The following is a 25,944-nucleotide window of genomic DNA, read 5'->3' as shown; positions in this document are numbered from 1 at the left end:
GGCGGGGGATATGGGAGTGGGGGCTGTTCGCGAGCAAGCTCGCTCCTACAAGTGCGGTGGGCATAAAAAAGCCCCGGCGGGTGGCCGGGGCTTTTCGGGTTTTGCTGGCGCTTAGACGTTGAAGCGGAAGTGCATCACGTCGCCATCCTTGACGATGTAGTCCTTGCCTTCCAGGCGCCATTTGCCGGCTTCTTTCGCGCCCTGTTCGCCCTTGAACTGGATGAAGTCGTCGTAGGCGACGACTTCGGCGCGGATGAAGCCTTTTTCGAAGTCGGTGTGGATCACGCCGGCGGCCTGCGGGGCGGTGGCGCCAACGCGGACGGTCCAGGCGCGGACTTCCTTCACACCGGCGGTGAAGTAGGTCTGCAGGTGCAGCAGTTCGTAGCCGGCGCGGATCACACGGTTCAGGCCCGGCTCTTCGAGGCCGAGGGATTCGAGGAACATGTCCTTCTCTTCGCCGTCGTCGAGTTCGGCGATCTCGGCTTCGATCTTGTTGCATACCGGCACGACCATGGCACCTTCTTCTTCGGCGATGGCGCGGACGACGTCCAGGTGCGGGTTGTTCTCGAAGCCGTCTTCGGCAACGTTGGCGATGTACATGACCGGCTTGCTGGTGAGCAGGTGGAAGCCGCGGATGACGCGCTTCTCGTCATCGCCCATGTTCTTCATCAGCGAGCGGGCGGGCTTGCCTTCGGTGAAGTGGGGGATGAGCTTTTCCAGCAGGGCTTTCTGCACCAGGGCGTCCTTGTCGCCGCCCTTGGCGTTGCGCGCGACCTTCTGCAGTTGCTTCTCGCAGCTGTCGAGGTCGGCGAAGATCAGTTCGAGGTCGATGATCTCGATGTCGCGCTTGGGGTCGACGCTGTTGGAGACGTGGATGACGTTCTCGTCTTCGAAGCAGCGCACGACGTGGGCGATGGCGTCGGTCTCGCGGATGTTGGCGAGGAACTTGTTGCCCAGGCCTTCACCCTTGGACGCGCCCGCTACGAGGCCTGCGATGTCGACGAATTCCATGGTGGTCGGCAGCACGCGCTCGGGCTTGACGATGGCGGCCAGCGCATCGAGGCGGGCGTCGGGCATCGGCACGATGCCGCTGTTCGGCTCGATGGTGCAGAAGGGGAAGTTTTCCGCCGCGATGCCGGATTTGGTCAGGGCGTTGAACAGGGTGGACTTGCCGACGTTGGGCAGGCCGACGATGCCGCAGTTGAATCCCATGTTAGGTCCCTCGCGCCAGGTGGCGGAAATAGAGGTGTAATCAGGCCTTCTGGCTGTGCAGCTTCTGCATCGCGCGGGTCCAGTCCCCGTCGAGCATTTCCGGCAGCACGCCGAGGGCGAAGTCGATGCTGGTGTCGAGCAGTTCCTGTTCGGCGCGCGGGGCGCGGCCAAGAACGAAACCGGAGACCAGGCTGCTGTGCCCCGGATGGCCGATGCCAAGCCGCAGGCGATGGAAACCGTTCTGGTTGCCGAGCTGGGCGATGATGTCGCGCAGTCCGTTGTGCCCGCCGTGTCCGCCGCCCTTCTTGAGCTTGGCGACGCCGGGGGGCATGTCGAGTTCGTCGTGGGCCACCAGGATGGCTTCGACCGGAATGCGGAAGAATCCGGCGAGCGCCGCCACGGCCTGGCCGCTGCGGTTCATGTAGGTGGTGGGGATGAGCAGACGAACGTCGCGGCCCTTGTGGCTGAACTTGCCAACCAGGCCGAAGTACTTCTTGTCCAGCGACAGGTTCGCGCGTTGCGCGTCCGCCAGTCGCTCAACGAAAAGGGCCCCCGCGTTATGCCGGGTCTGGTCGTATTCAGGGCCTGGATTACCCAGGCCAACGATCAGTTGTACGGCAGTCACGACGGGGGCCCCTTCCTTAAAGGCAATGGTGCGCGCGATTACTCGGCAGCGCCTTCGCCTTCTTCTTTCACTACGCGGGAAGCGTGGATGTTGGCGACGGCCAGGTCGTTACCGTGGGCCAGTTGCACCAGCTCTACGCCTTTCGGCAGTTTCAGGTCGGACAGGTGAACGATCTGACCCAGTTCTACTTTGGCCAGGTCGACTTCGATGAATTCCGGCAGGTCTTTCGGCAGGCAGGAAACTTCGACTTCGGCGATCACGTGGGAGATCTCGCCGCCACCAACCTTGACGCCAACAGCGGTGGCTTCGTTGATGAAGTGCAGCGGAACGTGAGCGGTCAGCTTGTGGCCGGCAACGACGCGCTGGAAGTCAGCGTGCATGACGAAGCCCTTGGACGGGTGACGCTGCAGGGCCTTGATCAGTACGGTTTCCTTGGCGGCACCGACGTTCAGGGTGATCACGTGGCTGAAGGCAGCCTCGTTTTCCAGCAGCTTGGCAACTTCACGCAGTTCCAGGGTCAGGGATTGCGGGGCTTTCTCGCCACCGTAAACCACAGCCGGGATCAGGCCGGCATTACGACGCAGGCGGCGGCTCGCACCTTTCCCCAGGTCGGAACGCTCTTGAGCATTCAGTACAAAATCAACCATTTGTATATCTCCAAAATGACAAGATCGCCCGGACGCTTGCGACCAGCGTTCGGGCGATTTTGCTTGATGCCCCATCGACATGACGGGGCGCTTTACGTCAGTGCTGTTCCGCCTTAGCGGAACATGGCGCTGATCGATTCTTCATTGCTGATGCGGCGCATGGCTTCAGCGACAACCGGAGCGATGTCCAGCTGGCGGATGCGGCCACAGGCTTGTGCAGCAGCGGACAGCGGGATGGTGTTGGTCACTACCAGCTCGTCCAGTACGGAATTTTCGATGTTCTCGATGGCACGGCCGGACAGCACCGGGTGGGTGCAGTAGGCGATGACCTTGGCGGCGCCGTGCTCTTTCAGAGCTTTGGCGGCGTGGCCGAGGGTGCCGGCGGTATCGACCATGTCGTCGACCAGTACGCAGGTACGGCCTTCGACATCACCGATGATGTGCATGACTTCGGACTGGTTGGCCTTCGGACGACGTTTGTCGATGATGGCCAGGTCGACGCCCAGGGACTTGGCGACGGCGCGAGCACGCACGACACCACCGATGTCCGGGGAGACGATCATCAGGTTCTCGAAGCGCTGGTCTTCGATGTCGTCGACCAGTACGGGCGAGCCGTAGATGTTGTCGACGGGGATATCGAAGAAGCCCTGGATCTGGTCGGCGTGCAGGTCAACGGTCAGAACGCGGTTGACGCCTACGACGGTCAGCATGTCGGCAACGACCTTGGCGCTGATGGCCACGCGGGCGGAACGCGGACGGCGGTCCTGGCGGGCATAACCGAAGTAGGGGATGACGGCCGTGATACGAGTCGCCGAGGAGCGGCGGAAGGCGTCAGCCATCACTACCAGTTCCATCAGGTTGTCGTTGGTCGGTGCGCAGGTCGGTTGAATCAGGAAGACGTCCTTACCACGAACGTTTTCGTTGATCTCAACGCTGATTTCGCCGTCGGAGAATTTACCGACAGAAACGTCACCGAGGGGAATGTGCAGCTGCCGTACGACACGGCGTGCCAGATCGGGGTTGGCGTTCCCCGTGAAAACCATCATTTTGGACACGCTGCGGTACCTGTGTCGGCTTGAGGGTAGGCCCGGTTGAGCCAGAAGAAAATGGCAGGGGCGGCTGGATTCGAACCAACGCATGGCAGGATCAAAACCTGCTGCCTTACCGCTTGGCGACGCCCCTGTAGCTTACAACTTGCGGAGCAATGTGTTCGTTGACGCTGTACGTTAAACCCTGTGGGTTATGGCAGGGGCGGCTGGATTCGAACCAACGCATGGCAGGATCAAAACCTGCTGCCTTACCGCTTGGCGACGCCCCTGTATCGTACAACCGATTACATTGCTTTCTTCTCAGGCCTGGCCTTGAAGCTTGCGGTGCAACATCGAGATGTTACGACCCTGGGCAACAAAACTTGGCAGAGTGGCCGGAAGTTGGCGGCGAACTTTATCAGCATCGCCTCGGTTTGGGAAGCTCCCAAACACACAAGCTCCGGTGCCGGTCAATCTCGCTTCGGTAAATTTACCTAGCTGGATCAGTGCGTTACGTACATCCGGGTAACGCTTCTCGACGACCGGCTGGCAGTCGTTATGACCGTCCACCCCGAGAAGGCTGCGAACTTTAATGGGCGGAGTATCCCGTGTCAACTCGGGATCGGAGAAAACTTCTGCTGTGCTGACAAAGACTTGCGGTACGACGACGAGGAACCAGGGCTCATCCAGTTCCACCGGCGTGAGCTTCTCGCCGACGCCTTCGGCGAAGGCCGCGCGGCCACGTACGAACACCGGCACGTCGGCGCCCAGGCTCAGGCCCAGCGCGGCGAGGCGGTCTTCGTCCCAGTCGAGGTTCCATAGGTGCTTGAGGCCGAGCAGGGTGGTGGCGGCGTCGGAACTGCCGCCGCCGATGCCGCCGCCCATGGGCAGGCGCTTGTCCAGCCAGATGTCCGCACCCAGCGTGCAGCCCGATTGCTCCTGTAGCCGGCGGGCGGCCTTGACGATCAGGTTGCTGTCGTGGGGAACGCCTTCGATCTCGGTGTTCAGGCGGATCTGGCCGTCCTCGCGCAGGGCGAATTGCAGTTCGTCGCCATGGTCGAGGAATTGGAAGAGGGTCTGCAGTTCGTGGTAGCCGTCGGGACGGCGGCCGTTGATGTGCAGGAACAGGTTGAGCTTGGCCGGGGCCGGCAGGGTCAGGCGGTCCTGCATGTCACTGCTGGCCTGCTTGCTTCGCTTGACCGGCGCCCAGTTGGCGCGGCTGCCAGGTCTTCACCACCAGGGTCACGTCGAGGTCCTGGCCGTGTAGCTTCAGACGTTCGGGCAACCAGTAGCCGTCCTGCTCGCTGTAGCGGGTGTATTCCACTTCCCAGCCGTCCTGTTCGAGCTTGGCCAGGCGGCTGTCGCCATCGAGGGTCAGGCGGCTCTTGCTGTCCGGCGCGGGCAGGCCGCGAATCCACCAGAGCAGGTGGGATACCGGCAGACGCCAGCCCATCTGTTGTTCCAGCAGCTCTTCGGGGGAGGCGGCTTGGTAGCGGCCCTGGCCGGCGACTTCGAGGGTCACCGCGCCTTCGCGGCCGGTCAGCCGCGCGGCGCCACGGCCCAGCGGGCCGGACAGGCGGATGTCGTAATAGCCCTGGCGTTGCAGCCAGAACAGGGTGCCGCTGCCGGAGTCCTTGGGTGCGCGGATGCCGACCTTGCCGTCGATCTGCCAGCCGTCGAGGGCGGCGATGCGGGTCTTGTGGGCGTTCCAGGCGGCGGCGTTGCCCTGGCCTTCGAGGGATTCATGGGTGCCGAAGCCTGCGCAACCTGCAAGCAGGGCGAGGGCGGCGGCGCCGATCAGGTGACGTAAACGCATGGATCAGAGGGTTCCGGAGCCGGTCAGGCGCTTCATGGTGTCGCGCAGGACGGTGCTGTCGGGCTGGGTTTGCAGGGCGGCGGCCCAGACCTTGCGGGCTTCGCTCTGCTTGCCCTGGGCCCAGAGCACTTCGCCCAGGTGCGCGGCGACTTCGTGGTCGGGGAAACGCTCCAGCGCCTGGCGCAGATAGCCTTCCGCTGCGCTGAGGTTGCCCATGCGGTAGTTGACCCAGCCCAGGCTGTCGAGGATTGCCGGGTCGTCCGGGTTCAACTGGTGGGCCTTCTGGATCAGGTCGCGGGCTTCGCTGTAGCGGGTGGTGCGGTCGGCCAGGGTGTAGCCCAGCGCATTGAGCGCCATGGCGTTGTCCGGCTCGCGCTGGATGATCAGGCGCAGGTCCTGCTCCATCTGCGAAAGGTCGTTACGCTTCTCGGCCAGCATGGAGCGGGTGTAGAGCAGGTTGAGGTCGTCCGGGAACTGCTTGAGGCCCTGCTGGATGACGTTCCAGGCGCGGTCGACCTGGCCGCGGTTGGACAGGCCTTCGGCTTCGATCAGGTACAGCTGGATGGCGTAGTCCGGCTGGCGCTCTCGGGCTTCGGCGAGGCGGAGGGAGGCTTCGTCGACGCGCTTCTGGTCGAGCAGGATTTCGGTCTGGCGCAGCTGCGCCGGGAGGAAGTCGTTGCCGGGGCCGACCAGGGCGTATTCCTTGAGCGCGGTGTCCGGCTGCTTCTGCTCCTCGGCCAGGCGGCCCAGGTTGAAGTGGGCGGCGTCGACATGGCTGTCGCGCTCGACCAGTTCCTGCAGGTAGACCTTGGCTTCGTCCCAGGCCTGGGCTTCCAGGCAGACCAGCGCCAGGGAGAAGCGCAGGTCGTCGTCATCGGGGAACTGCTCGACCAGCGCGGAGAACTCGGCCTTGGCTTCGTCCAGGCGGTTCTGCTCCACCAGCAGGCGGGCGTAGGCCAGGTGCACGCGCTTGTCGTCCGGGTGTTCCTTGATGCCGTTCTTCAGCAGCGGCAGCGCTTCGTCGCTGCGCTTCATGCTTTGCAGCAGGCGCGCGCGCAGCAGCAGCGGGGCGACGTCGTGCTTGCTGGCGGAGTTGTCTTCGAGCAGGTGCAGCGCTTCCTGCGGGCGGCCGTCCTGTTGCAGCAGCAGGGCCTTGCCGAACAGCAGCTGACCGTTGTCCGGGTACTTCTTCAGCAGGCGGTCGAAGCTCTGCAGCAGGCCGGCGCGGGTGTCCGGGTCGGTCTCGGCGGCGGACAGCGCGAGGAAGTCGAAGTGGGTGTCGCCCTGGCCATTGAGGACTTTCTCCATGTACACCATGGATTCGTCGTACTGCCCGGTGCGCGCCAGCTGGATGGCGGCGGCGCGCTGGGCGTCGAGGTTGTCCGGCGCGGCCTTGGCCCAGATCAGCGAGGTGTCCAGGGCTTCCTGGTCGGCGCCCAGGTATTCGGCGATGCGGAAGGCGCGTTCGGCGACGCCCGGGTCCTGGGTGGCGCGGGCCTGCTCGACGTAGTTGGCGAGGGCGATATCGAAGCGGTTGCGCTGGCCGGCAAGCTCTGCCACCAGCAGCGAATACATTGTCTCTTCGCTGAAGGAACCGTACTTCTGGCTCTTCTGGGCGGCGACAGCCTTGTCCTTCTCGGCGGAAGAACCATCCGGGGTTTTGTGGGAGAGGGACTGGCAGCCGCCGAGCAGCAGCAGAGCGGTCAGCAGCGCAAGAGACTTGTTCATAGAGGAAGGATGATGGCCTAACCTGCGAAATAGCGCCCATCATGACATAAGGAATGTGGCAATCCCATGGGCAAGCGCGGCATCCGGCCTTGTATACGCTTTGCAGTGTGCGATACGTCGCGGGTGGTTGTCCTTCACAAGGCTAAGTAGGACAATTGCGGGCTTTCCGATCAGCTCAGCGACCCTGCATGGCCTTCATTGCCCTCGGTATCAACCACAAGACCGCGTCCGTGGCCGTGCGCGAGCGCGTGGCTTTTACTCCCGAGCAGATGGTCGAGGCCTTGCAGCTGCTTTGCCGTCTGACCTCCAGCCGCGAGGCCGCGATCCTCTCCACCTGCAACCGCAGCGAACTCTACCTGGAGATCGAGCATCCGGATGCCGGTGACGTGCTGGCCTGGCTCGCCGATTACCACCATCTGAACATCGACGACCTGCGTGCCTGCGCCTACGTGCACCAGGACGACGAGGCGGTGCGCCACATGATGCGCGTCGCCGCCGGCCTGGACTCCATGGTGCTGGGCGAGCCGCAGATCCTCGGCCAGATGAAGTCCGCCTATGCCGTGGCCCGCGAAGCCGGCACCATCGGCCCGATGCTCGGCCGCCTGTTCCAGGCGACCTTCAGCACCGCCAAGACCGTGCGCACCGACACCGCCATCGGCGAGAACCCGGTGTCCGTGGCCTTCGCCGCGGTGAGCCTGGCCCGGCAGATCTTCAGCGACCTGAGCCGCAGCCAGGCGCTGCTGATCGGCGCCGGCGAGACCATCACCCTGGTCGCCCGCCACCTGCACGAGCAGGGCGTGAAGCGCATCGTGGTCGCCAACCGCACCCTGGAGCGCGCCAGCCAGCTGGCCGAGCAGTTCGGCGCCCGCGCCATCCTGCTGGCCGACATGCCCGACGAGCTGGTCAACAGCGACATCGTCATCAGTTCCACCGCCAGCCAGTTGCCGATCCTCGGCAAGGGCGCGGTGGAGCGAGCGCTGAAGCAACGCCGGCACAAGCCGATGTTTATGGTCGATATCGCCGTGCCGCGCGACATCGAGCCGGAAGTCGGCGAGCTGGAAGACGTCTACCTCTATAGCGTCGACGACCTCCACGAAGTGGTCGCCGAGAACCTCAAGAGCCGCCAGGGCGCCGCCCAGGCCGCCGAGGAGCTGGTCGGCGATGGCGTCGTCGATTTCATGGCGCGCCTGCGCGAGCTGGCCGCCGTCGACGTGCTGCGCGCCTACCGCCAGCAGGCCGAGCGCCTGCGCGACGAGGAGATCCAGAAGGCCCAGCGCCTGCTGGCCAACGGCGCCGACCCGATGGAGGTCATGGCGCAGCTCGCCCGTGGCCTCACCAACAAGTTGCTGCACGCGCCCAGCGTGCAGATGAAGAAACTCTCCGCCGAGGGCCGCATCGATGCGCTGGCCGTCGCGCAGGAACTGTTCGCCCTCGAGGAGGGCACTGACAAGCGATGAAAGCGTCCCTCCTGAAAAAGCTGGATATCCTCAGCGACCGCTATGAAGAGCTCACCGCTCTGCTGGGCGACGCCGAGGTGATCAGCGACCAGACCAAGTTCCGCGCCTACTCCCGTGAATACGCGGAAGTGGAGCCGGTCATCCTCGCCTTCCGCGAGTTCCGCAAGGTGCAGTCGGACCTGGAGGGCGCCCAGGCGCTGCTCAAGGACAGCGACCCGGACCTGCGCGAGATGGCCGAGGAAGAAGTCGCCGAGGCCAAGACCGCGCTGGTCGGCCTGGAGGATCGCCTGCAGCGCATGCTGCTGCCCAAGGACCCCAACGACGGCCGCAACGTCTTCCTGGAAATCCGCGCCGGCACCGGCGGCGACGAAGCCGCGATCTTCTCCGGCGACCTGTTCCGCATGTACTCGCGCTACGCCGAGAAGCAGGGCTGGCGCGTCGAGATCATGTCCGAGAACGAAGGCGAACACGGCGGCTATAAAGAAGTCATCGCCCGTGTCGAGGGCGACAACGTCTATGCCAAGCTCAAGTTCGAGTCCGGCGCCCACCGCGTGCAGCGCGTGCCGGCCACCGAATCCCAGGGCCGCATCCACACCTCGGCCTGTACCGTGGCGGTGCTGCCGGAGCCGGACGAACAGGCGGCCATCGAGATCAACCCGGCCGACCTGCGGGTGGACACCTACCGCTCCTCCGGCGCCGGCGGCCAGCACGTGAACAAGACCGACTCGGCGGTGCGCATCACGCACATCCCGTCGGGCATCGTGGTCGAGTGCCAGGAAGAGCGCTCGCAGCACAAGAACCGCGCCAAGGCCATGGCCTGGCTCGCGGCCAAGCTCAACGACCAGCAGCAGGCCGCCGCCCAGCAGGCGATTGCCAGCACGCGCAAGCTGCTGGTCGGCTCGGGGGACCGCTCCGAGCGCATCCGCACCTACAATTTCCCGCAGGGCCGGGTAACCGACCACCGCATCAACCTCACCCTCTATTCCCTGGGGGAAGTAATGGAAGGCGCCGTGGAACAGGTGATCGAGCCCCTGCTGCAAGAGTTCCAGGCCGACCAGTTGGCCGCGCTGGGTGACTAAGAGCGCGGGCGACTGAGAGAGCGACAGACCATGGCAACCATCATGACCCTGCTCAACGAGGCGCAACTGCCGGACTCGCCCAGTGCGCGCCTGGATGCCGAGCTGCTGCTCGCCGCCGCGTTGGGCAAGTCGCGCAGTTTTCTGCGCACCTGGCCGGAGCGTGTGGTCAGCCGCGAAGCCCATGACCTCTTCGACGGCTTTATCGCCCGCCGCCAGGCCGGCGAGCCGGTGGCCTACATCCTCGGCCACCAGGGCTTCTGGAGCCTGGACCTGGAAGTCGCGCCGCACACCCTGATCCCGCGTCCGGACACCGAGCTGCTGGTGGAAACCGCCCTCGCGCTGCTGCCGGCCACCCCGGCCCGCGTGCTCGACCTGGGCACCGGCACCGGCGCCATAGCCCTGGCCCTGGCCTGTGAGCGCCCGAGCTGGCAGGTGCTGGGCGTGGACCGCGTGGCCGAGGCCGTGGCCCTGGCCGAGCGCAACCGTGAGCGCCTGGACCTGAACAATGCCGCCTTCCGCGCCAGCCAGTGGTTCTCCGAGCTGGCCGGCGAGCGCTTCTCGCTGATCGTCAGCAACCCGCCCTACATCCCCAGCGCCGACCCGCATCTGACGCAGGGCGACGTGCGATTCGAGCCGTCGAGCGCGCTGGTCTCCGGAGCCGACGGGCTGGACGACATCCGCCTGATCGTCGAGCAGGCGCCGGACCACCTGGAAAGCGGCGGCTGGCTGATGCTCGAACACGGCTACGACCAGGCCGACGCCGTGCGCGACCTGCTGCTGACCCGTGGCTTCGCCCGCGTGGAAAGCCGCCGCGACTTCGGCGGCCACGAACGTATCAGCCTGGGGAACTGGACATGCTGAGCGATAACGAACTGCTGCGTTACAGCCGGCAGATCCTCCTGCCGCAGATCGACGTCGACGGCCAGCTGCGTCTGAAGGACAGCCGCGTGCTGATCGTCGGCCTTGGCGGCCTGGGTGCCCCGGTGGCGCTGTACCTGGCTGCCGCCGGCGTCGGCGAGCTGCACCTGGCGGACTTCGACAGCGTCGACCTGACCAACCTGCAGCGGCAGATCATCCACGACACCGGCAGCGTCGGCATGGGCAAGGTGGACTCCGCCATGGCCCGCCTGCAGGCGATCAACCCGGACGTGAAGCTGGTCGCCCATCGCCAGGCGCTGGACGTCGATTCCCTCGACGCCGCCGTGGCCGCGGTGGACCTGGTGCTGGACTGCTGCGACAACTTCGGCACCCGCGAGGCGGTGAACGCCGCCTGCGTCGCCGCGAAGAAGCCGCTGGTGAGCGGCGCGGCGATTCGCCTGGAAGGCCAGCTCTCGGTGTTCGATCCGCGCCGCGAGGAAAGCCCCTGCTACCACTGCCTCTACGGCCACGGCAGCGAAGCCGAGCTGACCTGCAGCGAGGCCGGCGTGGTCGGTCCGCTGGTGGGCCTGGTGGGTAGCCTGCAGGCGCTGGAAGCGCTCAAGCTGCTGGCCGGCTTCGGCGAACCGCTGGTGGGCCGCCTGCTGCTGATCGATGCGCTGGGCACGCGCTTCCGCGAATTGCGCGTCAAGCGCGACCCGCAGTGCGCCGTATGCGGAGTCGCGCATGGCTGACGCTGCGCCCATCGGTGTCTTCGACTCCGGCGTCGGCGGACTCAGTGTCCTTCACGAGATTCGCGCCCGGCTGCCCAACGAGTCGCTGATCTACCTCGCCGACTGCGGCCATATCCCTTACGGCGAAAAGACCCCCGACTACATCCGCGAGCGCTGCCGCGCCATCGCGGACTTCCTCCTGCCCCGTGGCGCCAAGGCGCTGGTGCTGGCCTGCAATACCGCCACTGCCGCCGCGGCCGCCGACCTGCGCGAGCTGTACCCGCAGATGCCGATCGTGGCCATGGAGCCGGCGGTGAAGCCGGCCGCCGAGGCGACCCGCAGCGGCGTGGTCGGCGTCCTGGCGACGACCGGAACGCTCAAGAGCGCGCGCTTCGCCGCCTTGCTCGATCGCTTCGCCGGTGACGTGCGGGTGATCACCCAGCCCTGTCCGGGGCTGGTGGAACGCATCGAGGCCGGCGACCTGAACGGGCCGCAGACGCGCGACCTACTGGGGCACTACGTCGAGCCCTTGCTGGCCGAAGGTTGCGACACGCTGATCCTGGGCTGCACTCACTACCCGTTCCTGCGCCCGCTGCTGCGCGAGCTGATCCCTGCGGATATTTCGCTGATCGATACCGGCGCTGCGGTGGCACGTCAGCTGGAGCGCCTGCTGCAGGCCCGCGGGCTGCTGGCGGCGGGGCCTGCACAGCGGACGGAGTTCTGGACCAGCGGCCCGGTAGAGGCCCTGGAGAAGGTCATGCCGGTGCTGTGGGGAAGCGACGAGCTCGTCAGTTCGTTCAGCGGATGAAGGAAAAATTACCTGTCAGCGACAAGGCCCTGTCGGCCAAGTTCGATACATGGTCTTATAATGTCCAGCTATTCGCGGGGATTTTTCATTCAGCTTTCTCATTAAGGATGTTTCAATGAAGAAACTACTTTCGCTGGCCGCCTTGGCCGCACTGTCCCTGAGCCAGGTTGTGAATGTGCAGGCTGCCGGCCTTACCGGCGCCGTGGGGGTAACCGGTCAGGGCGACATGACGTATCGCCTGGGCATGGGCTTCGATTGGGACAAGAGCTGGTGGGAAAGCTCCGCAGGGCATCTGACCGGCTACTGGGATGCCGGCTACACCTACTGGTCGGCGGGTGATCGTGCCGGTGGCCGTCACTCCCTGTCGTTCTCCCCGGTATTCCGCTACGAATTCGCCGGCGAGTCGGCCAAACCCTTCCTGGAAGCCGGTATCGGTATCGCGGCCTTCACCGGTTCGGAAGTGGGTGACCAGGACCTGGGCGGCGCGGTGACCTTCGAGGATCGCATCGGCACTGGCGTGAAGTTCAGCAGTGGCCAGGTTGTCGGCGTACGGGCGCTGCACTATTCCAACGCCGGTCTCGGCCAGCCCAACGAGGGCATCGAGTCCTACAGCCTGTATTTCACGCAGCCTCTGTAACAGGGCGCTGACGAAAAAAAGCCGGACCTTGGGTCCGGCTTTTTTGTGCCTGCCGTCTGCGGCTGGGCGGGTTCGCGAGCAAGCTCGCTCCTACGAAGAGCGGCACGGTGCACCGCCTGTAGGAGCCAGCTTGCTCGCGAACAGAAGTCCCTGGTCGCATCGGCGATGGATGCCGTCTGACCTTCGTCCCGTCGGTTCTCGTAGGAGCGGACTCTGTCCGCGATTGAAGCATCAAGGCTTAGCGGAGAGGCGCTTGAAGGCTTCCAGCGCACGTTCCCGCGTGGCGGAGAGGTCGACCATTGGCTGTGGATAACCCGCCGCGCCGAACAGCCCCAGCCGTGACGGATCGTGAACCGCCCGGCCTTCCACGCCAGCCAGTTCCGGCAGCCAGCGACGGATGAAGCGACCGTCCGGATCGAATCGCTCGGATTGCGAGAGGGGATTGAAGATGCGGAAGTAAGGCACCGCATCGGTTCCGGTGGAAGCGCTCCACTGCCAGCCGCCGTTGTTCGCCGCCAGGTCGCCGTCGATCAGGTGGCGCATGAACCAGCGCTCGCCTTCGCGCCAGTCGATCAGCAGGTTCTTGGTGAGGAACATCGCCACCACCATGCGCAGGCGATTGTGCATCCAGCCGGTGGCCTGCAGTTGGCGCATCGCCGCGTCGATCAGCGGGAAGCCGGTGCGGCCCTGCTGCCAGGCTTCCAGGTCCTGCTTGTCGTAGCGCCAGTTCAGCCTTTCGGTGTCCTCGCGGAAGGCGCGATGCCGGCTCACACGCGGGAAGCCGACCAGGATGTGCTTGTAGAACTCGCGCCAGAGCAGTTCGTTGATCCAGCTGACCGCGCCGCTGTTACCGGTCTCGAATTCGCCATGGTTGCTGGCCAGCGCCGCGTGCAGGCACTGACGCGGCGAGAGGACTCCGGCGGCGAGATAGGGCGAGAGCTGGCTGGTGCCTTCGCTGGCGGGGAAGTCGCGGCGATCGTGGTAGCCATTCAGGCGCTCGTCGGCGAAGGCATCGAGACGCTCACGGGCTTCGGCCTCGCCGGCCGGCCAGTGATTGCGCAACTCCTCAGTGGGTGATTCGAAACCGTCGATCCATTCGGGCAGCGGATCGCTGGCCAGTTCCAGCGGCGCTTGTGCACGCGGTACCCGTTGCAACATGGGAACGCCCAGGTTGAGGCGCTCGTAGCAGAGCTTGCGGAACTGGCTGTAGACCTGGAAGTAGCCGCCACTCTTGGTGAGCAGGGTGCCGGGGGCGAACAGCAGTTGGTCGAGGTAGCTGCGCAGGTCGACGCCCTGGCTGGCCAGCTCGCGCTTCACGGCGGAATCGCGGCGGGCTTCGTGCAGCCCGTACTCCTCGTTGACGTGTACCGCCTCGATGCCATGGCGGCGGCAGAGTTCGGCGATCACCTGGGGCGCATCGCTCCAGCGATCCGCCGTGCGTACCAGAAGCGGAATATTCAGCTCGGCAAGCCCGGCGCGCAGCTCACGCAGGTTGCGCAGCCAGAAGTCCACCTTGCACGCCGCGTCGTCATGTTCGCGCCACTGGCCGGGGCTGAGCAGGAACAGGGCGATGACCGGCCCGCGTTCGGCCGCGGCCGCCAGGGCGGTGTTGTCGCGCAGACGCAGGTCGGTGCGCAGCCAGAGGAGTTGCCGCTTCATACCGGCTCACCGTTGAGCAGCCCGAGTTCGCGCAGGCAGTGCAGGGCGGCGACCGGGTCCTGCGCCAGGTGCAGCGGCGCCGCCACTTCGGCCAGTTGCTCCTGGTGGATGCGCGCGGCGGCGCCGGCCAGCAGCCGGGGACACTCGACGCCGGCCAGCAAACGCGGCAGCTGGGCCAGATTGAGCGTCTGGCTGGAATAGAGCAGCACCGCGCGCGGCTTCAGGCGTTCCACCGCCAGCGCCAGTTCGCCGGGCGGCAGCGGCCAGTCGAAGACCTCCAGCGGACAGCCGGCGCTGCTGGCCAGCCAAGCGCTGAGCCAGAGGCCCGGCTCCAGCGGCAGCTCGGAGTGGTTCACCAGCAGCAGCGGTGCGCCGCGTTGCTGGCGATTGTGGTGGTAGAGGCGGGTGCCGAACTTGCTGCGCAGCCAGCCGTGGAAGAACACCCGCTCCAGCTGCGCGCCGAACTGGCCCTGCCAGCGCCGCTCCAGTTGCTCCAGCAGCGGCAGCATCAGGTGCTCGCAGAGGGTGTGGGCCGGGTAGACCGCCAGCGCGCCGTTGAACAGTTCGTCGAGCTGGCGCTCGCTGATTCGGCCGATGGCATCGATGCAGTGTTGCAGCAGGCCGTCCCAGGGGGATGCGTTCGATTCGGCGGCGGGCGTGTCCGGGTTGTCCAGCAGCGCGCGGACCTTGCTCACCGCCACGCCGCGGCCGAGCCAGGTGAGGATGGCCTGGATGCGCGTGATCTGCGCCTCGGAGTAGAGGCGATGTCCCTTGGGTGTACGCTGCGGCACCACCAGCCCGTAGCGCCGCTCCCAGGCGCGCAGGGTCACCGGGTTGACCCCGGTGCGCCGGGCCACCTCGCGGATGGGGAGCCAGCCTTCGGCCAGCGCCTGGCGGTAGTCGTCGTCCGTGTCGCGGTGCGGGTGATCGGCTTTCATGGGGTTCCTGTCGGTACGTCAGATGGCATTGCGCAGGCTCAGGTCTTCGGGATGCGGTTGGAGGTACGCCTGGATATCGACATAGGGATGCGGATGCCGGCGGAAGTGGTGCTTGAGCAGCGTCAGTGGCACCACCAGCGGGATCACTCCCGCGCGGTACTGCTCGATCAGTCGCTGCAGCTCGGCTTTTTCCGCCGCCGGCAGTTCATGCTTGAGGTAGCCGGCGAGGTGCTGCAGCACGTTGCTGTGGGTGCCGCGCGTGGCGCAGCTGCCCAGTGCGCGCATGAAATCGCGGAAGTAGGCCGGGGCGAAATCGTCCAGCGGCTGGTTGCCGATCATCGCCAGGCGCTGGCCGAGGACGCTGTACTGGCGGGGATTGTGGGCCATCAGCTGGTACTTGTAGCGCGAGTGGAAGGTGATCAGCGCATGGCGCGTCAGACCCTGGGCGCAGAGTTTCTGCCAGGCGGCGTAGGCGAACACGCGGGTGAGGAAGTTCTCGCGGATCACCGGGTCGTTCAGCCGACCTTCTTCCTCCACCGGCAACTCCGGACGAGCCGCGCAGAAGGCTTCCGCGTAGAGCCCGCGAGTGCCCGGCGGGCGCAACTGGCCGTCGGGGCGATAGAGCTTCACCCGCAGCAGTCCGCAGGAGGGCGATTGCTGCATGAAGATGTAGCCGCAGATGTCCTGCAACAGGCCGGCCTGCTGGCGGCCAAGGTCGCGCAGCGCCTCGCTGACGTCGCGGTCGCCTTCGCGCTGGATCAACGCCCTGGGGGCGTCGTGGTCACCGACCAGGCGCAGGGTCGGTCGTGGCACGCCAAGGCCGATGGCGACCTCCGGGCAGACCGGGCTGAAATCGAAGTGGCGGCTGAGCACGTCCAGGCACAGGCGCGAGGCCTTGTGTCCGCCGTTGTAGCGCACCGGCTCGCCCAGCAGGCAGGCGCTGATTCCGAGCAGGGGGCGTGGCGGGGTGTTGGGCATGCTGGCGACCGACTTCTTGTACGGATAAAAATATTTGTACAACTATCGACAAGAATAGGCGCACTCTTGTACAAGTGCAAATACTTGTACAAGTTTTTGAGGTCGGCGAGGGGGCTACGGTCTTCTCTGCCGGAGAAGACCGCAGCGTACTCAGAGGTGTTCCAGCAGGCGGCGGGCGGCTTCCAGGCCGCTCAGCCAGGCGCCTTCGACACGACCCGAGAGGCACCAGTCGCCGCAGGCGTAGATCCCCAGGTCGGCGTCGGCCAGCGCACCGAACTGGTGGGCCTCCATCGGCCGGGCGTACAGCCAGCGGTGGGCGAGGGCGAAGTCGGGGGCGTGCACGGCACAGCCGATCAGCTCGGCGAAGGCGCCACGCAGGTGCTCGATCACGCTCTCCTTGGGCAGGTCGATGTTCTGCTTGCTCCAGCTGCTGCTGGCATGCAGCACCCAGGTATCGAGCTGCCCGTCACGGCCGGGCTTGGAGCGGTTGCAGGCCAGCCAGGAAAGCGGGCCTTCATGCACGAAGCAGCCCTGCACCGGCGTCTGCAACGGCTCGGCGAAGCCCAGGGCGACGGCCCAGGTCGGCTCCATCGGGATGCTCGCCGCCGCCGCCGCCAGCTTCGGTGCGCTGGCCAGCAGCGCGCCGGCCTGGGGCGCCGGGGTGGCGATCAGCACGCGGCTGAAGGGGCCGTAGGTCTGGCCTTCGGAGTCCTGCAGGTGCCAGTGCTGCTCGCCGCGATAGACCTCGGTGATGCGGCAGGAGAAGGTGACGGTCTGGTCCTGCAGCAGGGCGCGGGTGATCGCGCTCATGCGCGGGGTGCCAACCCAGCGCGGTTGTTCGTCCGGCGACGGGCTCAGTTCGCCGTCGCGGTACTGGTACAGGGCCGGGTCCCATTCGGCGACCCAGCCTTGTACGCGCCATTTCTGGATGGCGTCGAGAAAACGTCGATCGCGGGCGGTGAAGTATTGCGCGCCGAGATCGAGGGCACCGGCTTCGGTTCGCTTGCTGGCCATGCGGCCGCCGCTGCCGTGGCCCTTGTCGAATAGCTGGACGTCCTGTCCTGCGTCCCGCAGGGCGTGGGCGGCCGAGAGTCCGGCGATACCGGTGCCAATGATGGCAATGGGGGCGCTCATGACGTGCCTCGTTGGTTGTCTGTTTCAGAGTAACGAGCGTGGTTGGCTTGTACAAATGGTTTGATCTGTACAATCGTTTGACTGCCAACGCGCCCATGATCGGCAGGAATCCGATCATCGGAACCTTCTGCGTCTCATCGGTTCCTTCATGAATGAGAGCAGCCGGTTCCGGCAAATAAAGCGTAGACCCTCAGCGCTGTCCGGGCAGGTGCAAGCGCCGCTGTGTCGTCCAGACTGAGGGTGGGTGGAACACACTGACAAGGAGTTCGCCATGCATATTCTGTTGACCGGTGGCACCGGGCTGATTGGCCGTCGCCTATGCCGCCAGTGGACCGCCGCCGGGCATCGCCTGACGGTGCTCAGCCGCCAGCCGCAGCGGGTCGCCGCGTTGTGCGGCGAGCTGGTGCGCGGGATCGCCGATTTCCAGGACTACGGTGACGAGCCGCTGGACGCGGTGGTCAATCTGGCCGGCGCGCCGATCGCCGACAAACCCTGGAGCGCCGCGCGCAAGGCGCTGCTGTGGGACAGCCGGGTAGGGCTGACCGAACGGCTGGTGGCCTGGCTTGAGTCGCGCAGCCAGCGCCCCAGTGTGCTGATCAACGGTTCGGCGGTGGGCTGGTACGGCGATGCCGGCGAGCGGCCGCTGGAGGAAAACAGCGCGGCAGCCGGCGAGGATTTTGCCAGCGAGTTGTGCCTGGCGTGGGAGCAGATCGCTCGCGAGGCCAAGGCACTCGGTATCCGCGTGGTGCTGGTGCGCACCGGGCTGGTCCTGGCGCCCGAAGGCGGCTTCCTCAAACGCATGTTGCCGCCGTTCCGCCTGGGGCTGGGCGGCCAGCTGGGGAACGGCCGGCAGTGGATGTCCTGGATCCATATCGAAGACCAGATCGCCCTCATCGATTTTCTTTTGCAGCGGGCCGATGCCGAGGGTCCCTATAATGCCTGCGCGCCGCAGCCGGTGCGCAACCGCGACTTCACTCGTGAACTGGGGCGGGCAGTGCACCGGCCGACCGTGCTGGGCGTACCCGGCTTCGCCCTGCGCCTGATGCTCGGCGAGTTGTCGGTACTGCTGCTCGGTGGGCAGCGTGTAGTGCCGCGCCGGCTGCTGGATGCGGACTTCACCTTCCGCTTCCCCGAGATTCAGGACGCCCTGGCGGACGTGCTGCGCGAGCAGCGCTGAGCCACAGCGCCCTGCGGCAATAGCGCCGGGCCGTGGGGCAATCCGCTGCGTGTAAACTGCGCAGCCCCACCGCTCCCGCCCGGCGAGATCGTGAACCGATTCCAAGGACATTGCATGACCCAAAACGCCCTCCTGCTGGTCAACCTGGGTTCGCCGGCTTCCACCCAGGTCGAGGACGTGCGCCGCTACCTCGATCAGTTCCTCATGGACCCCTACGTGATCGACCTGCCGTGGCCGATCCGCCGCCTGCTGGTGTCGCTGGTCCTGCGCAAGCGCCCCGAGGAATCGGCCCATGCCTATGCATCGATCTGGTGGGACGAGGGTTCGCCGCTGATTGTGCTCAGCCGCCGCCTGCAGGAGGCGATCCGTCCCTACTGGCCGCACGGCCCGGTGGAGCTGGGCATGCGCTATGGCGAGCCGTCCATCGAGTCGGCGCTGCTGCGCCTGAGCCAGCAGGGCGTCACCCAGGTGACCTTCGCGCCGCTCTACCCGCAGTTCGCCGACAGCACCACCACCACCGCCATCGAGGAAGCGCGCCGGGTCATGCGCGAGCGCGGCCTGAGCTTCGAATTGAAGGTGCTGCCGCCGTTCTATGCCGAAGCGGAGTATCGCCAGGCGCTGGTGGACAGCGTGAAGCCGTATCTGGAACAACCCTACGACCACCTGCTGCTGAGCTTCCACGGGCTGCCCGAGTCGCACATCCGCAAGCTGGTGAAGGACAAGCGCCACGATCTGACCGCCAGTTCCAGCCGCGGGATGAGCGATGAGGTGATGGCGGTCTGTTACCGCAGCCAGTGCCTGCGCACGGCGGAGGATTTCGCTGCGGGCGCTGGGCTTGCGGACGGGACCTGGTCGGTGTCGTTCCAGTCGCGCCTGGGCCGCAACAAGTGGATCGAACCCTACACCGAGGCGCAGCTGGACAAGCTCGGCAAGCAGGGCGTGAAGCGCCTGCTGGTGATGTGCCCGGCCTTCGTCGCCGACTGCATCGAGACGCTGGAGGAAATCGGCCAGCGCGGCCGCGAGCAGTTCCAGGCGGCGGGCGGAGAAGAGCTGGTGCTGGTGCCCTGCCTGAACGATCAGGAACTGTGGGCGAAGGCGCTGGCGAAGCTGTGTGAGCGGATGCCGACGGCGGTCTGAGCTCAGGCTCAGCTCTTTGTAGGTGCGCCGATCCCAGGCTGGCGTAGGGCGTACAACCGTTCGCGGTTGTACGCCGATACACCAGGCTTCGCCATGGGCTCCGGGGATAAGCTCGGAGTGCGTTGGAACCCAGGCTGAACGGCGGATAACGTCGAACGTTATCCGCCCTACAGGGAACGCCTCGGCCAATCTCTATCCATCAGCCAACGGCCAACGCCCGCATTCAGAGACCTGATAGTGCGCGCGTCGCCGGTTCACTGTGCCTACCCTGCGGGTTCTCCCCATCGCCATCGCCGCGTTGGCGGCGTCCAGGAGCCCGCATGCACAACAACAATAACGGCTACCCCTCCAGTGCCGTGGCATGGTCCACGGTCGCGATCCTCATGGTCGCCTACGTGCTGTCCTTCATCGACCGGCAGATTCTCAACCTGCTGGTCGGCCCCATCCGCCGCGACCTGGAAATCAGCGACACGCAGATGAGCCTGCTGATGGGCCTGTCCTTCGCGCTGTTCTATACCCTCTGCGGTATCCCGCTCGGACGCATGGCCGACAGCCGCAGCCGGCGAGGGCTGATCACCGTCGGCGTGCTGATCTGGAGTGCGATGACCGCCGCCTGCGGCCTGGCCCGGCAGTATTGGCACTTCCTGCTGTTCCGCGTCGGCGTTGGCGTGGGCGAGGCGGCCCTGTCGCCCGCGGCCTATTCGCTGATCGCCGACAGCTTCCCGGCCCACCGCCGCGCCACGGCCATCAGCGTGTACTCCATGGGGATCTACCTGGGCTCGGGCCTGGCCTTCCTGCTCGGCGGCCTGGTGATCAAGTTCGCCTCGGCCCAGGGTGACGTGCACCTGCCGATCCTCGGCGAAGTGCGGCCGTGGCAACTGATCTTCCTGCTGCTCGGCGCCGCTGGCGTGCTCTTCACCCTGCTGATGCTGGCGGTGAAGGAGCCGACGCGGCGCGGCGTGGGCGCCGGCGTGGTGGTGCCGATGAGTGAAGTCGGCGCCTACCTGCGTGCCAACCGCAAGACGGTGATCTGCCACAACTTCGGCTTCGCCTGCATCTCCTTCGCCAGCTACGGCAGCGGCGCCTGGATTCCGACCTTCTTCGTGCGCACCTATGGCTGGGACGCCGGCCACGTGGGTGTGGTGTACGGCAGTATCGTCGCGGTGTTCGGTTGCCTGGGCATCGTCTGCGGTGGCCGCCTGGCGGACTACTGGGCGAAGCGCGGGCGCACCGACGCGAACATGCGCGTGGGCCTGCTGGCGGCGGTCCTGGCGATCCCCTTCACCCTGGTCTATCCGCTGCTCGATAGTGGCAATGCCGCGGCGGTGCTGATGGCGCCCATCGTGTTCTTCCTCGGCATGCCGTTCGGCGTCGCGCCGGCGGCGATCCAGGAGATCATGCCCAACTCCATGCGCGGCCAGGCGTCGGCCATCTACCTGTTCGTGGTGACGCTGCTCGGCCTGGGCGTCGGGCCGACCGCCATCGCCCTGGTGACCGACTACGTGTTCGCCGACGACATGGCGCTGCGTTACTCGCTGCTGATCGTCAGCCTGGTGGCGCTGAGCGCTGGCGCCTTCCTGCTGGCGCGGGGGCTCAAGCCTTACCGTGCAAGCCTGGAGCACCTGAAGAGCTGGAGCCTGAAAGGGGAGAGCGCCGGCGATGCGATGCAGCGCCAGCCGGCGTGATTTCTTCTGTCTTGTTCCGGATAAATCCGTGCCTGGGCCATCTCCCTCACCCCAGCCCTCTCCCTCAGGGAGAGGGGGCTGATCGTGCCAGCTGACGCCAAGGTTTCATCCTGCACCGAACGGTTCCCTCTCCCCCTGGGAGAGGGCTAGGGTGAGGGTAGGCCCGAGCACCGGACTATCTCGTAGAAGCGGACCATGCCCGCCGCTCCAAAAAAAGCCCCGCTGATGCGGGGCTTTTTCATCAGTACGCCGAAGCCGGCGCTCCGTCACCGACAGGTTTCGGGTCCTCCTTGGCCAGCAACGTGTACACGCAGGGCAGCACGAACAGGGTGAACAGGGTGCCCACGCTCATGCCGGTGGCGATCACCACGCCGATGTCGAAGCGGCTCACCGCGCCGGCGCCGGTGGCGAGCAGCAGCGGGATCACCCCGAGCACCATGGCGGCGGTGGTCATCAGCACCGGGCGCAGGCGGATGGCGGCGGCTTCCTCCACCGCCTCGCGCACCGACAGCCCGCGCTCGTGACGCAGCTGGTTGGCGAACTCGACGATGAGGATGCCGTGCTTGCTGATCAGCCCGATCAGCGTCACCAGCCCGACCTGGGTGTAGATGTTCAGGCTCGACAGGCCGAGGAACAGCGGGATCAGCGCGCCGCAGATCGACAGCGGTACGGTGACCATGATCACCAGCGGGTCGCGGAAGCTCTCGAACTGCGCCGCCAGCACCAGGAAGATCACCGCCAGCGCCAGGGCGAAGGTGATCATCAGCGCGTTGCCTTCCTGCACGAACTGCCGCGAAGCGCCGGCGTAGTCGAAGGCGAAGCCGCGCGGCGACTCCTGCTCGGCGATGCCGCGCACGGTGTCGATGGCCTCGCCCATGCTGACCATCGGCACGCCGGAGATGATCGCAGAGTTGAGCTGCTGGAACTGGTTGAGCTGGCGCGGCCGCGCGCGCTCGTGGAAGGTCACCAGGGTCGACAGCGAGATCAGCTGCCCGCTCTGGCTCTTCACGTAGTAGTTGCTCAGCCAGCCCGGGTTGTCACGGTAGGCGCGCTCGACCTGGGCGATCACCTTGTAGCTGCGCCCGTCGATGGTGAAGCGGTTGATCTCGCCTTCGCCCAGCAGCGCGCCCAGGGCGACGCCCAGGTCCTGCATGGTCACGCCCATCTGAGCGGCCTTGGCGCGGTCGATGTCCACCGCCAGTTCAGGTTTGTCGAAGGCCAGGTCCAGGTCGAGGAAGGCGAACTTGCCCGACTCCTCGGCACGCTTCTTCACCCGCTCGGCCACCTGCAGCAGCGACTGGTAGTCGCTGGCGGTATTGATCACGAACTGGAATGGCAGGCCCTCGCCGGTGCCCGGCAATGACGGCAGGTTGAAGCCGAAGATCTGCAGGCCGGGGATCTTGTCCAGCTCTCCCTGCACCGCCTGCAGCAGCTCCATCTGGCTGCGCTTGCGCTCGTCCCAGGGCTTGAGGAGCATGCCGCCAATGCCGGTCTGCACGCCGTTGTAGCCGTTGATCTGGAACGCGGAGTAGTACTCGGGGAACGTGCGGAAGATGCCCTCGAACTCGGCGGTGTACTTCGACAGGTAGTCCAGGTTCGCAGTCTGCGGCGCGTTGGACATGATGAAGACGATGCCCTGGTCTTCCTCCGGCGCCAGCTCCTTGTGGGTGAACATCATCAGCAGCGGGATGATCGCCAGCACCAGCGCGGCGAACACCAGCACCACCGGCCGGCTGTTCAGCGTGCCGTGCAGGGTGCGCTGGTAGCGCTGCTTGAGCGCCTCGAAGATCAGGTCCAGGCGATGGGCCAGGCCCGTGGGGTTCTCGTCGTGGCGCAGCAGGCGCGAGCACATCATCGGCGACAGGGTCAGGGCGACGATGCCGGAAATGATCACCGCGCCCGCCAGGGTGAAGGCGAACTCCTTGAACAGCGCACCGGTGAGGCCGCTGAGGAAGCCGATGGGGGCGTACACGGCGGCCAGGGTGATGGTCATGGTCACCACCGGCACGGCGATCTCCCGCGCACCCTCGATGGCGCCCTGGAACGGCGTCTTGCCTTCCTCGATGTGGCGGTGGATGTTCTCCACCACCACGATGGCGTCGTCCACCACCAGGCCGATGGCGAGCACCATGGCCAGCAGCGTCAGCAGGTTGATCGAGTAACCCATCATCTGCATGAAGAACAGCACGCCGATCATCGACAACGGGATGGTCACCACCGGGATGATCACCGAGCGCAGCGCGCCGAGGAACAGGAAGACCACCACGATGACGATCAGGATCGCCTCGCCCAGGGTCTTCACCACCTCGTCGATGGAGGCCTGGATGAAGCGCGTGGCGTCGTAGGCGATGGTCACCTTCAGGCTCGGCGGCAGCTGTTCTTCCAGCTCCGGCATCCGGGCGCGTACTTCCTTGATCACGTCTAGCGGGTTGGAGCTGGGCGTGCCCTTGATGCCGATGTACACCGAGGGGATGCCGTTGAACGAGCTGACCGCGTCGTAGCTCGCCGCGCCCAGTTCGATGCGTGCCACGTCGCCCATCAGCACGCGGCGATCGCCCTCGGTCCTGAGCGGGATGGCGGCGAAGGCTTCCGGGGATTTCAGGTCGGTGGAGGCGTTCACCGAGGTGACCACCATCTCGCCCTTCACCTCGCCGGCGGCGGAGAGGAAGTTGTACTGGCGCACCGCGCTGTCGATGTCGCCGGCGGTGATGCCGTAGGCGGCCATCTTCACCGGGTCCAGCCACAGGCGCATGGCGAACACCTGGTTGCCGAGGATCTCGGCTTCGGAAATACCCGGCAGGGTGGCAAGCTTGGGCTGGATCACGCGGGACAGGTAGTCGGTGATCTGCGGGTTGTTCATCTGCTCGCTGAAGAAGCTGATGTACATCAGCGCCGAGGCGTCGGCGGCTTCCTTGTCCAGCACCGGGTCTTCGGCGTCGGGCGGCAGCTGGGTCTTCACCTCGCCGATCTTCGACAGCAACTCGGTCACCAGGCGGTCGGTGTTGGCGCCGATGTGCGCGTAGATCGAGATCACCGAGTAGTTCTGCCGGCTCACCGAGGTCATGTAGTCGATGCCTTCGGCGCTGGCGAGGCTCTGCTGCAGCGGCTGGGTGATGTAGCCCTGGATGGTCTCGGCGTTGGCGCCGGCATAGAAGGTGGTGACGGTGATCAGCGCGTTTTCCATTTGCGGGTATTCGCGGATCACCAGCCGGCTGAAGGCCTGCATGCCGAGCAGGACGATCAGCAGGCTGACCACGGTCGCCAGCACCGGGCGACGGATGAAGGGATCGGTGAACATACTCTCAATCCTTTGTGTTCGGATTTGCTGCGCGTCGGCCATGCGGCGTTGCCTGGCTCCAGCGCGCGAAATCCGTACTCTCGCTGTCCTCGCCAGGGCGAGGGCACTGCTGTCTGTTACTGCGCGTCCGGAACGATCGCCACCGGCGTGCCGCTGTCGAGCTTGAGCTGGCCGGAGGTGACGACCCGCTCGCCGGCCTTCAGGCCCTCGACGATGACCACGTTGCCTTCGCGGCGCTCGCCGGTCTTGATGAAGCGGCGCTCCACGGCGAGGACGGGCTGGCCCTTGTCGTCGGCCTTCACCTTGCCGTCCTTGTCCTTCTGCGGGCCGACCACGTACACCGAGTTGCCGTAGAGGGTGAAGGCCACGGCGGTTTCCGGGACCACGATGCGCGGCGCGCTGTCGGGCAACTGCACTTCCAGGTTGGCGAACATGCCCGGCAGCAGCTTGCCGTCGGGGTTGGCCATGCTGGCGCGGACCAGCAGGTTGCGCGTCTCGTTGTCCACCCGCGGGCTGAGGGCGTCGATGCGCGCCTCGAAGGTCTGCCCGGGATAGGCCGCGACCCGCACGCTCACCGCCTGGCCGGGCTTGAGCAGGGGGAAGTCCTGTTCCGGCAGGAAGAAGTCGACCAGCAGGGTGGAGAGGTCCTGCAGGGTGACGATCTCGGTGCCCGGCGAGACGTAGTCGCCCACGTCCACCCGGCGGATGCCGACGGTGCCGTCGAAGGGCGCGAGGATGCGCTTCTTCGCCAGCGCCGCGCGCAGCTGCGCCACGGTGGCGGTGGAGCGGTTCAACTGGGCGGCGAGGCGGTCGTAGTCGCTCCTGGAAATCGCCTGGCGGTCGATCAGGTTGCGGCCGCGCTCGTATTCCACCTTGGCCAGGCCCAGGTCGGCCTCGGCACTGCGCAGGGTGGCCTGCTCGACGTCGTCGTCCATCTGCAGGATGGGCTGGTCGCGCTTGACCTTGTCGCCGGAGACGAACTGGATATTGCGCACGATGCCCGCGACTTCGGCGGTCACCGTCACGCCCTGTACCGCGCGCAGGGTGCCGATGGCCGGCAGGCGGCTTTGCCATTCGCGCTGCACGGCGTCGGTCGCGGTGACGCTGACCGGCGGGCGCGGTGCCGAGAACATGGCGATCTGTTTCTGGATGGAGAGGTATTTCGAGCCGGCGAGCACCGCAACGATGACGGCAACCACGCCCAGCATGATCAGCATGCGGCGCAACATCTTCCTGTTCCTTGGTACGTGCCTGGCAGCAATCCTCCGCGATTCGCTCGTCCGGATACTGCAGGACGGCCTTCCGTTCGCGG

Annotated in this window: 21 protein-coding genes, 2 tRNA genes and 1 pseudogene; 9 read left to right on the top strand and 15 right to left on the bottom strand. The window is 66.1% G+C overall.

Going from position 1 to position 25,944, the window contains the following annotated elements; genetic code table 11:
• Positions 1–111 precede the first annotated feature (111 nt).
• The 9 genes and pseudogenes from ychF to J5M67_RS14780 all read right to left on the bottom strand — a co-directional run bounded on the left by ychF (position 112) and on the right by J5M67_RS14780 (position 7,099).
• Positions 112–1,212, bottom strand: coding sequence for a redox-regulated ATPase YchF (gene ychF, locus J5M67_RS14820; protein WP_207886086.1), 1,101 nt, complete (start codon positions 1,210–1,212; stop codon positions 112–114).
• 40 nt (positions 1,213–1,252) lie between these two features.
• On the bottom strand, positions 1,253–1,837 hold the full coding sequence (pth, locus tag J5M67_RS14815; RefSeq protein ID WP_024767097.1) for an aminoacyl-tRNA hydrolase: 585 nt from the start codon (positions 1,835–1,837) through the stop codon (positions 1,253–1,255).
• 38 nt (positions 1,838–1,875) lie between these two features.
• Positions 1,876–2,484 carry a 50S ribosomal protein L25/general stress protein Ctc gene (locus tag J5M67_RS14810; RefSeq protein WP_207886085.1) on the bottom strand — a complete coding sequence of 203 codons (609 nt, stop codon included), beginning with the start codon at positions 2,482–2,484 and terminating at the stop codon, positions 1,876–1,878.
• Positions 2,485–2,597: 113 nt separating this feature from the next.
• Positions 2,598–3,539, bottom strand: a complete 942-nt coding sequence (locus tag J5M67_RS14805) for a ribose-phosphate pyrophosphokinase (protein WP_015478849.1) — start codon at positions 3,537–3,539, stop codon at positions 2,598–2,600.
• A 52-nt stretch (positions 3,540–3,591) separates the two neighbouring features.
• Positions 3,592–3,666, bottom strand: a tRNA-Gln gene (locus J5M67_RS14800).
• A 61-nt stretch (positions 3,667–3,727) separates the two neighbouring features.
• Positions 3,728–3,802 (bottom strand) — tRNA-Gln (locus J5M67_RS14795).
• A gap of 31 nt (positions 3,803–3,833) precedes the next feature.
• Positions 3,834–4,682 (bottom strand): 4-(cytidine 5'-diphospho)-2-C-methyl-D-erythritol kinase, encoded by an 849-nt coding sequence (gene ispE, locus J5M67_RS14790; protein ID WP_207886084.1) that lies wholly within the window; start codon positions 4,680–4,682, stop codon positions 3,834–3,836.
• Position 4,683: 1 nt separating this feature from the next.
• Entirely contained in the window at positions 4,684–5,328 is a 645-nt protein-coding gene (gene lolB, locus J5M67_RS14785; RefSeq protein WP_207886083.1) for a lipoprotein insertase outer membrane protein LolB, read from the bottom strand.
• A 3-nt stretch (positions 5,329–5,331) separates the two neighbouring features.
• A pseudogene (locus tag J5M67_RS14780) lies at positions 5,332–7,099 on the bottom strand (tetratricopeptide repeat protein).
• Positions 7,100–7,244: 145 nt separating this feature from the next.
• Here J5M67_RS14780 and hemA point away from each other — a divergent pair.
• From hemA to J5M67_RS14750, 6 genes are all read left to right on the top strand, one after another.
• A complete protein-coding gene (gene hemA, locus J5M67_RS14775; protein ID WP_207886081.1) occupies positions 7,245–8,513 on the top strand; it encodes a glutamyl-tRNA reductase in 1,269 nt (422 codons plus the stop codon).
• Positions 8,510–9,592: a peptide chain release factor 1 gene (prfA, locus tag J5M67_RS14770; RefSeq protein ID WP_207886080.1), complete on the top strand. Its 1,083-nt coding sequence runs from the start codon at positions 8,510–8,512 to the stop codon at positions 9,590–9,592. The genes hemA and prfA overlap by 4 nt, the downstream gene beginning before the upstream one ends.
• A gap of 30 nt (positions 9,593–9,622) precedes the next feature.
• Entirely contained in the window at positions 9,623–10,453 is an 831-nt protein-coding gene (gene prmC / locus J5M67_RS14765; RefSeq protein ID WP_207886079.1) for a peptide chain release factor N(5)-glutamine methyltransferase, read from the top strand.
• Positions 10,447–11,202: a molybdopterin-synthase adenylyltransferase MoeB gene (locus tag J5M67_RS14760; RefSeq protein ID WP_207886078.1), complete on the top strand. Its 756-nt coding sequence runs from the start codon at positions 10,447–10,449 to the stop codon at positions 11,200–11,202. Before prmC ends, J5M67_RS14760 begins: the two co-directional genes overlap by 7 nt.
• Positions 11,195–11,989: a glutamate racemase gene (gene murI / locus J5M67_RS14755; RefSeq protein ID WP_207886077.1), complete on the top strand. Its 795-nt coding sequence runs from the start codon at positions 11,195–11,197 to the stop codon at positions 11,987–11,989. Before J5M67_RS14760 ends, murI begins: the two co-directional genes overlap by 8 nt.
• Before the next feature lie 115 nt (positions 11,990–12,104).
• Positions 12,105–12,626, top strand: coding sequence for an acyloxyacyl hydrolase (locus J5M67_RS14750; protein ID WP_207886076.1), 522 nt, complete (start codon positions 12,105–12,107; stop codon positions 12,624–12,626).
• A 231-nt stretch (positions 12,627–12,857) separates the two neighbouring features.
• Here J5M67_RS14750 and phrB read toward each other — a convergent pair whose 3' ends face one another.
• The 4 genes from phrB to J5M67_RS14730 all read right to left on the bottom strand — a co-directional run bounded on the left by phrB (position 12,858) and on the right by J5M67_RS14730 (position 17,335).
• Entirely contained in the window at positions 12,858–14,285 is a 1,428-nt protein-coding gene (phrB, locus tag J5M67_RS14745) for a deoxyribodipyrimidine photo-lyase (protein ID WP_207886075.1), read from the bottom strand.
• Positions 14,282–15,223 (bottom strand): MerR family transcriptional regulator, encoded by a 942-nt coding sequence (locus J5M67_RS14740; RefSeq protein WP_207886074.1) that lies wholly within the window; start codon positions 15,221–15,223, stop codon positions 14,282–14,284. The genes phrB and J5M67_RS14740 overlap by 4 nt, the downstream gene beginning before the upstream one ends.
• Before the next feature lie 18 nt (positions 15,224–15,241).
• Complete coding sequence (locus J5M67_RS14735; protein ID WP_207886073.1) at positions 15,242–16,201, bottom strand: DUF523 and DUF1722 domain-containing protein; 960 nt, start codon at positions 16,199–16,201, stop codon at positions 15,242–15,244.
• A gap of 150 nt (positions 16,202–16,351) precedes the next feature.
• Entirely contained in the window at positions 16,352–17,335 is a 984-nt protein-coding gene (locus J5M67_RS14730; protein ID WP_207886072.1) for an NAD(P)/FAD-dependent oxidoreductase, read from the bottom strand.
• Between the two features lie 271 nt (positions 17,336–17,606).
• On the opposite strand from J5M67_RS14730, the gene J5M67_RS14725 reads away from it, so the two are divergent.
• The 3 genes from J5M67_RS14725 (at position 17,607) to J5M67_RS14715 (ending at position 21,334) form a co-directional block, all read left to right on the top strand.
• On the top strand, positions 17,607–18,512 hold the full coding sequence (locus J5M67_RS14725; RefSeq protein ID WP_207886071.1) for a TIGR01777 family oxidoreductase: 906 nt from the start codon (positions 17,607–17,609) through the stop codon (positions 18,510–18,512).
• Between the two features lie 114 nt (positions 18,513–18,626).
• A complete protein-coding gene (gene hemH / locus J5M67_RS14720; RefSeq protein ID WP_207886070.1) occupies positions 18,627–19,649 on the top strand; it encodes a ferrochelatase in 1,023 nt (340 codons plus the stop codon).
• A gap of 320 nt (positions 19,650–19,969) precedes the next feature.
• Positions 19,970–21,334, top strand: a complete 1,365-nt coding sequence (locus J5M67_RS14715; RefSeq protein WP_207886069.1) for an MFS transporter — start codon at positions 19,970–19,972, stop codon at positions 21,332–21,334.
• Positions 21,335–21,575: 241 nt separating this feature from the next.
• Here J5M67_RS14715 and J5M67_RS14710 read toward each other — a convergent pair whose 3' ends face one another.
• Both J5M67_RS14710 and J5M67_RS14705 read right to left on the bottom strand, forming a co-directional pair.
• Entirely contained in the window at positions 21,576–24,632 is a 3,057-nt protein-coding gene (locus J5M67_RS14710; RefSeq protein WP_207886068.1) for a multidrug efflux RND transporter permease subunit, read from the bottom strand.
• Positions 24,633–24,748: 116 nt separating this feature from the next.
• Positions 24,749–25,861 carry an efflux RND transporter periplasmic adaptor subunit gene (locus J5M67_RS14705; protein ID WP_207886067.1) on the bottom strand — a complete coding sequence of 371 codons (1,113 nt, stop codon included), beginning with the start codon at positions 25,859–25,861 and terminating at the stop codon, positions 24,749–24,751.
• Between the last annotated feature and the right edge of the window lie 83 nt (positions 25,862–25,944).

It is taken from the genome of Pseudomonas sp. 30_B (genome assembly GCF_017491605.1).
Lineage (GTDB): Bacteria > Pseudomonadota > Gammaproteobacteria > Pseudomonadales > Pseudomonadaceae > Pseudomonas.
The sequence above is the reverse complement of the archived record's forward strand: the minus strand, read 5'-3'. Positions and strand labels throughout refer to the sequence as shown.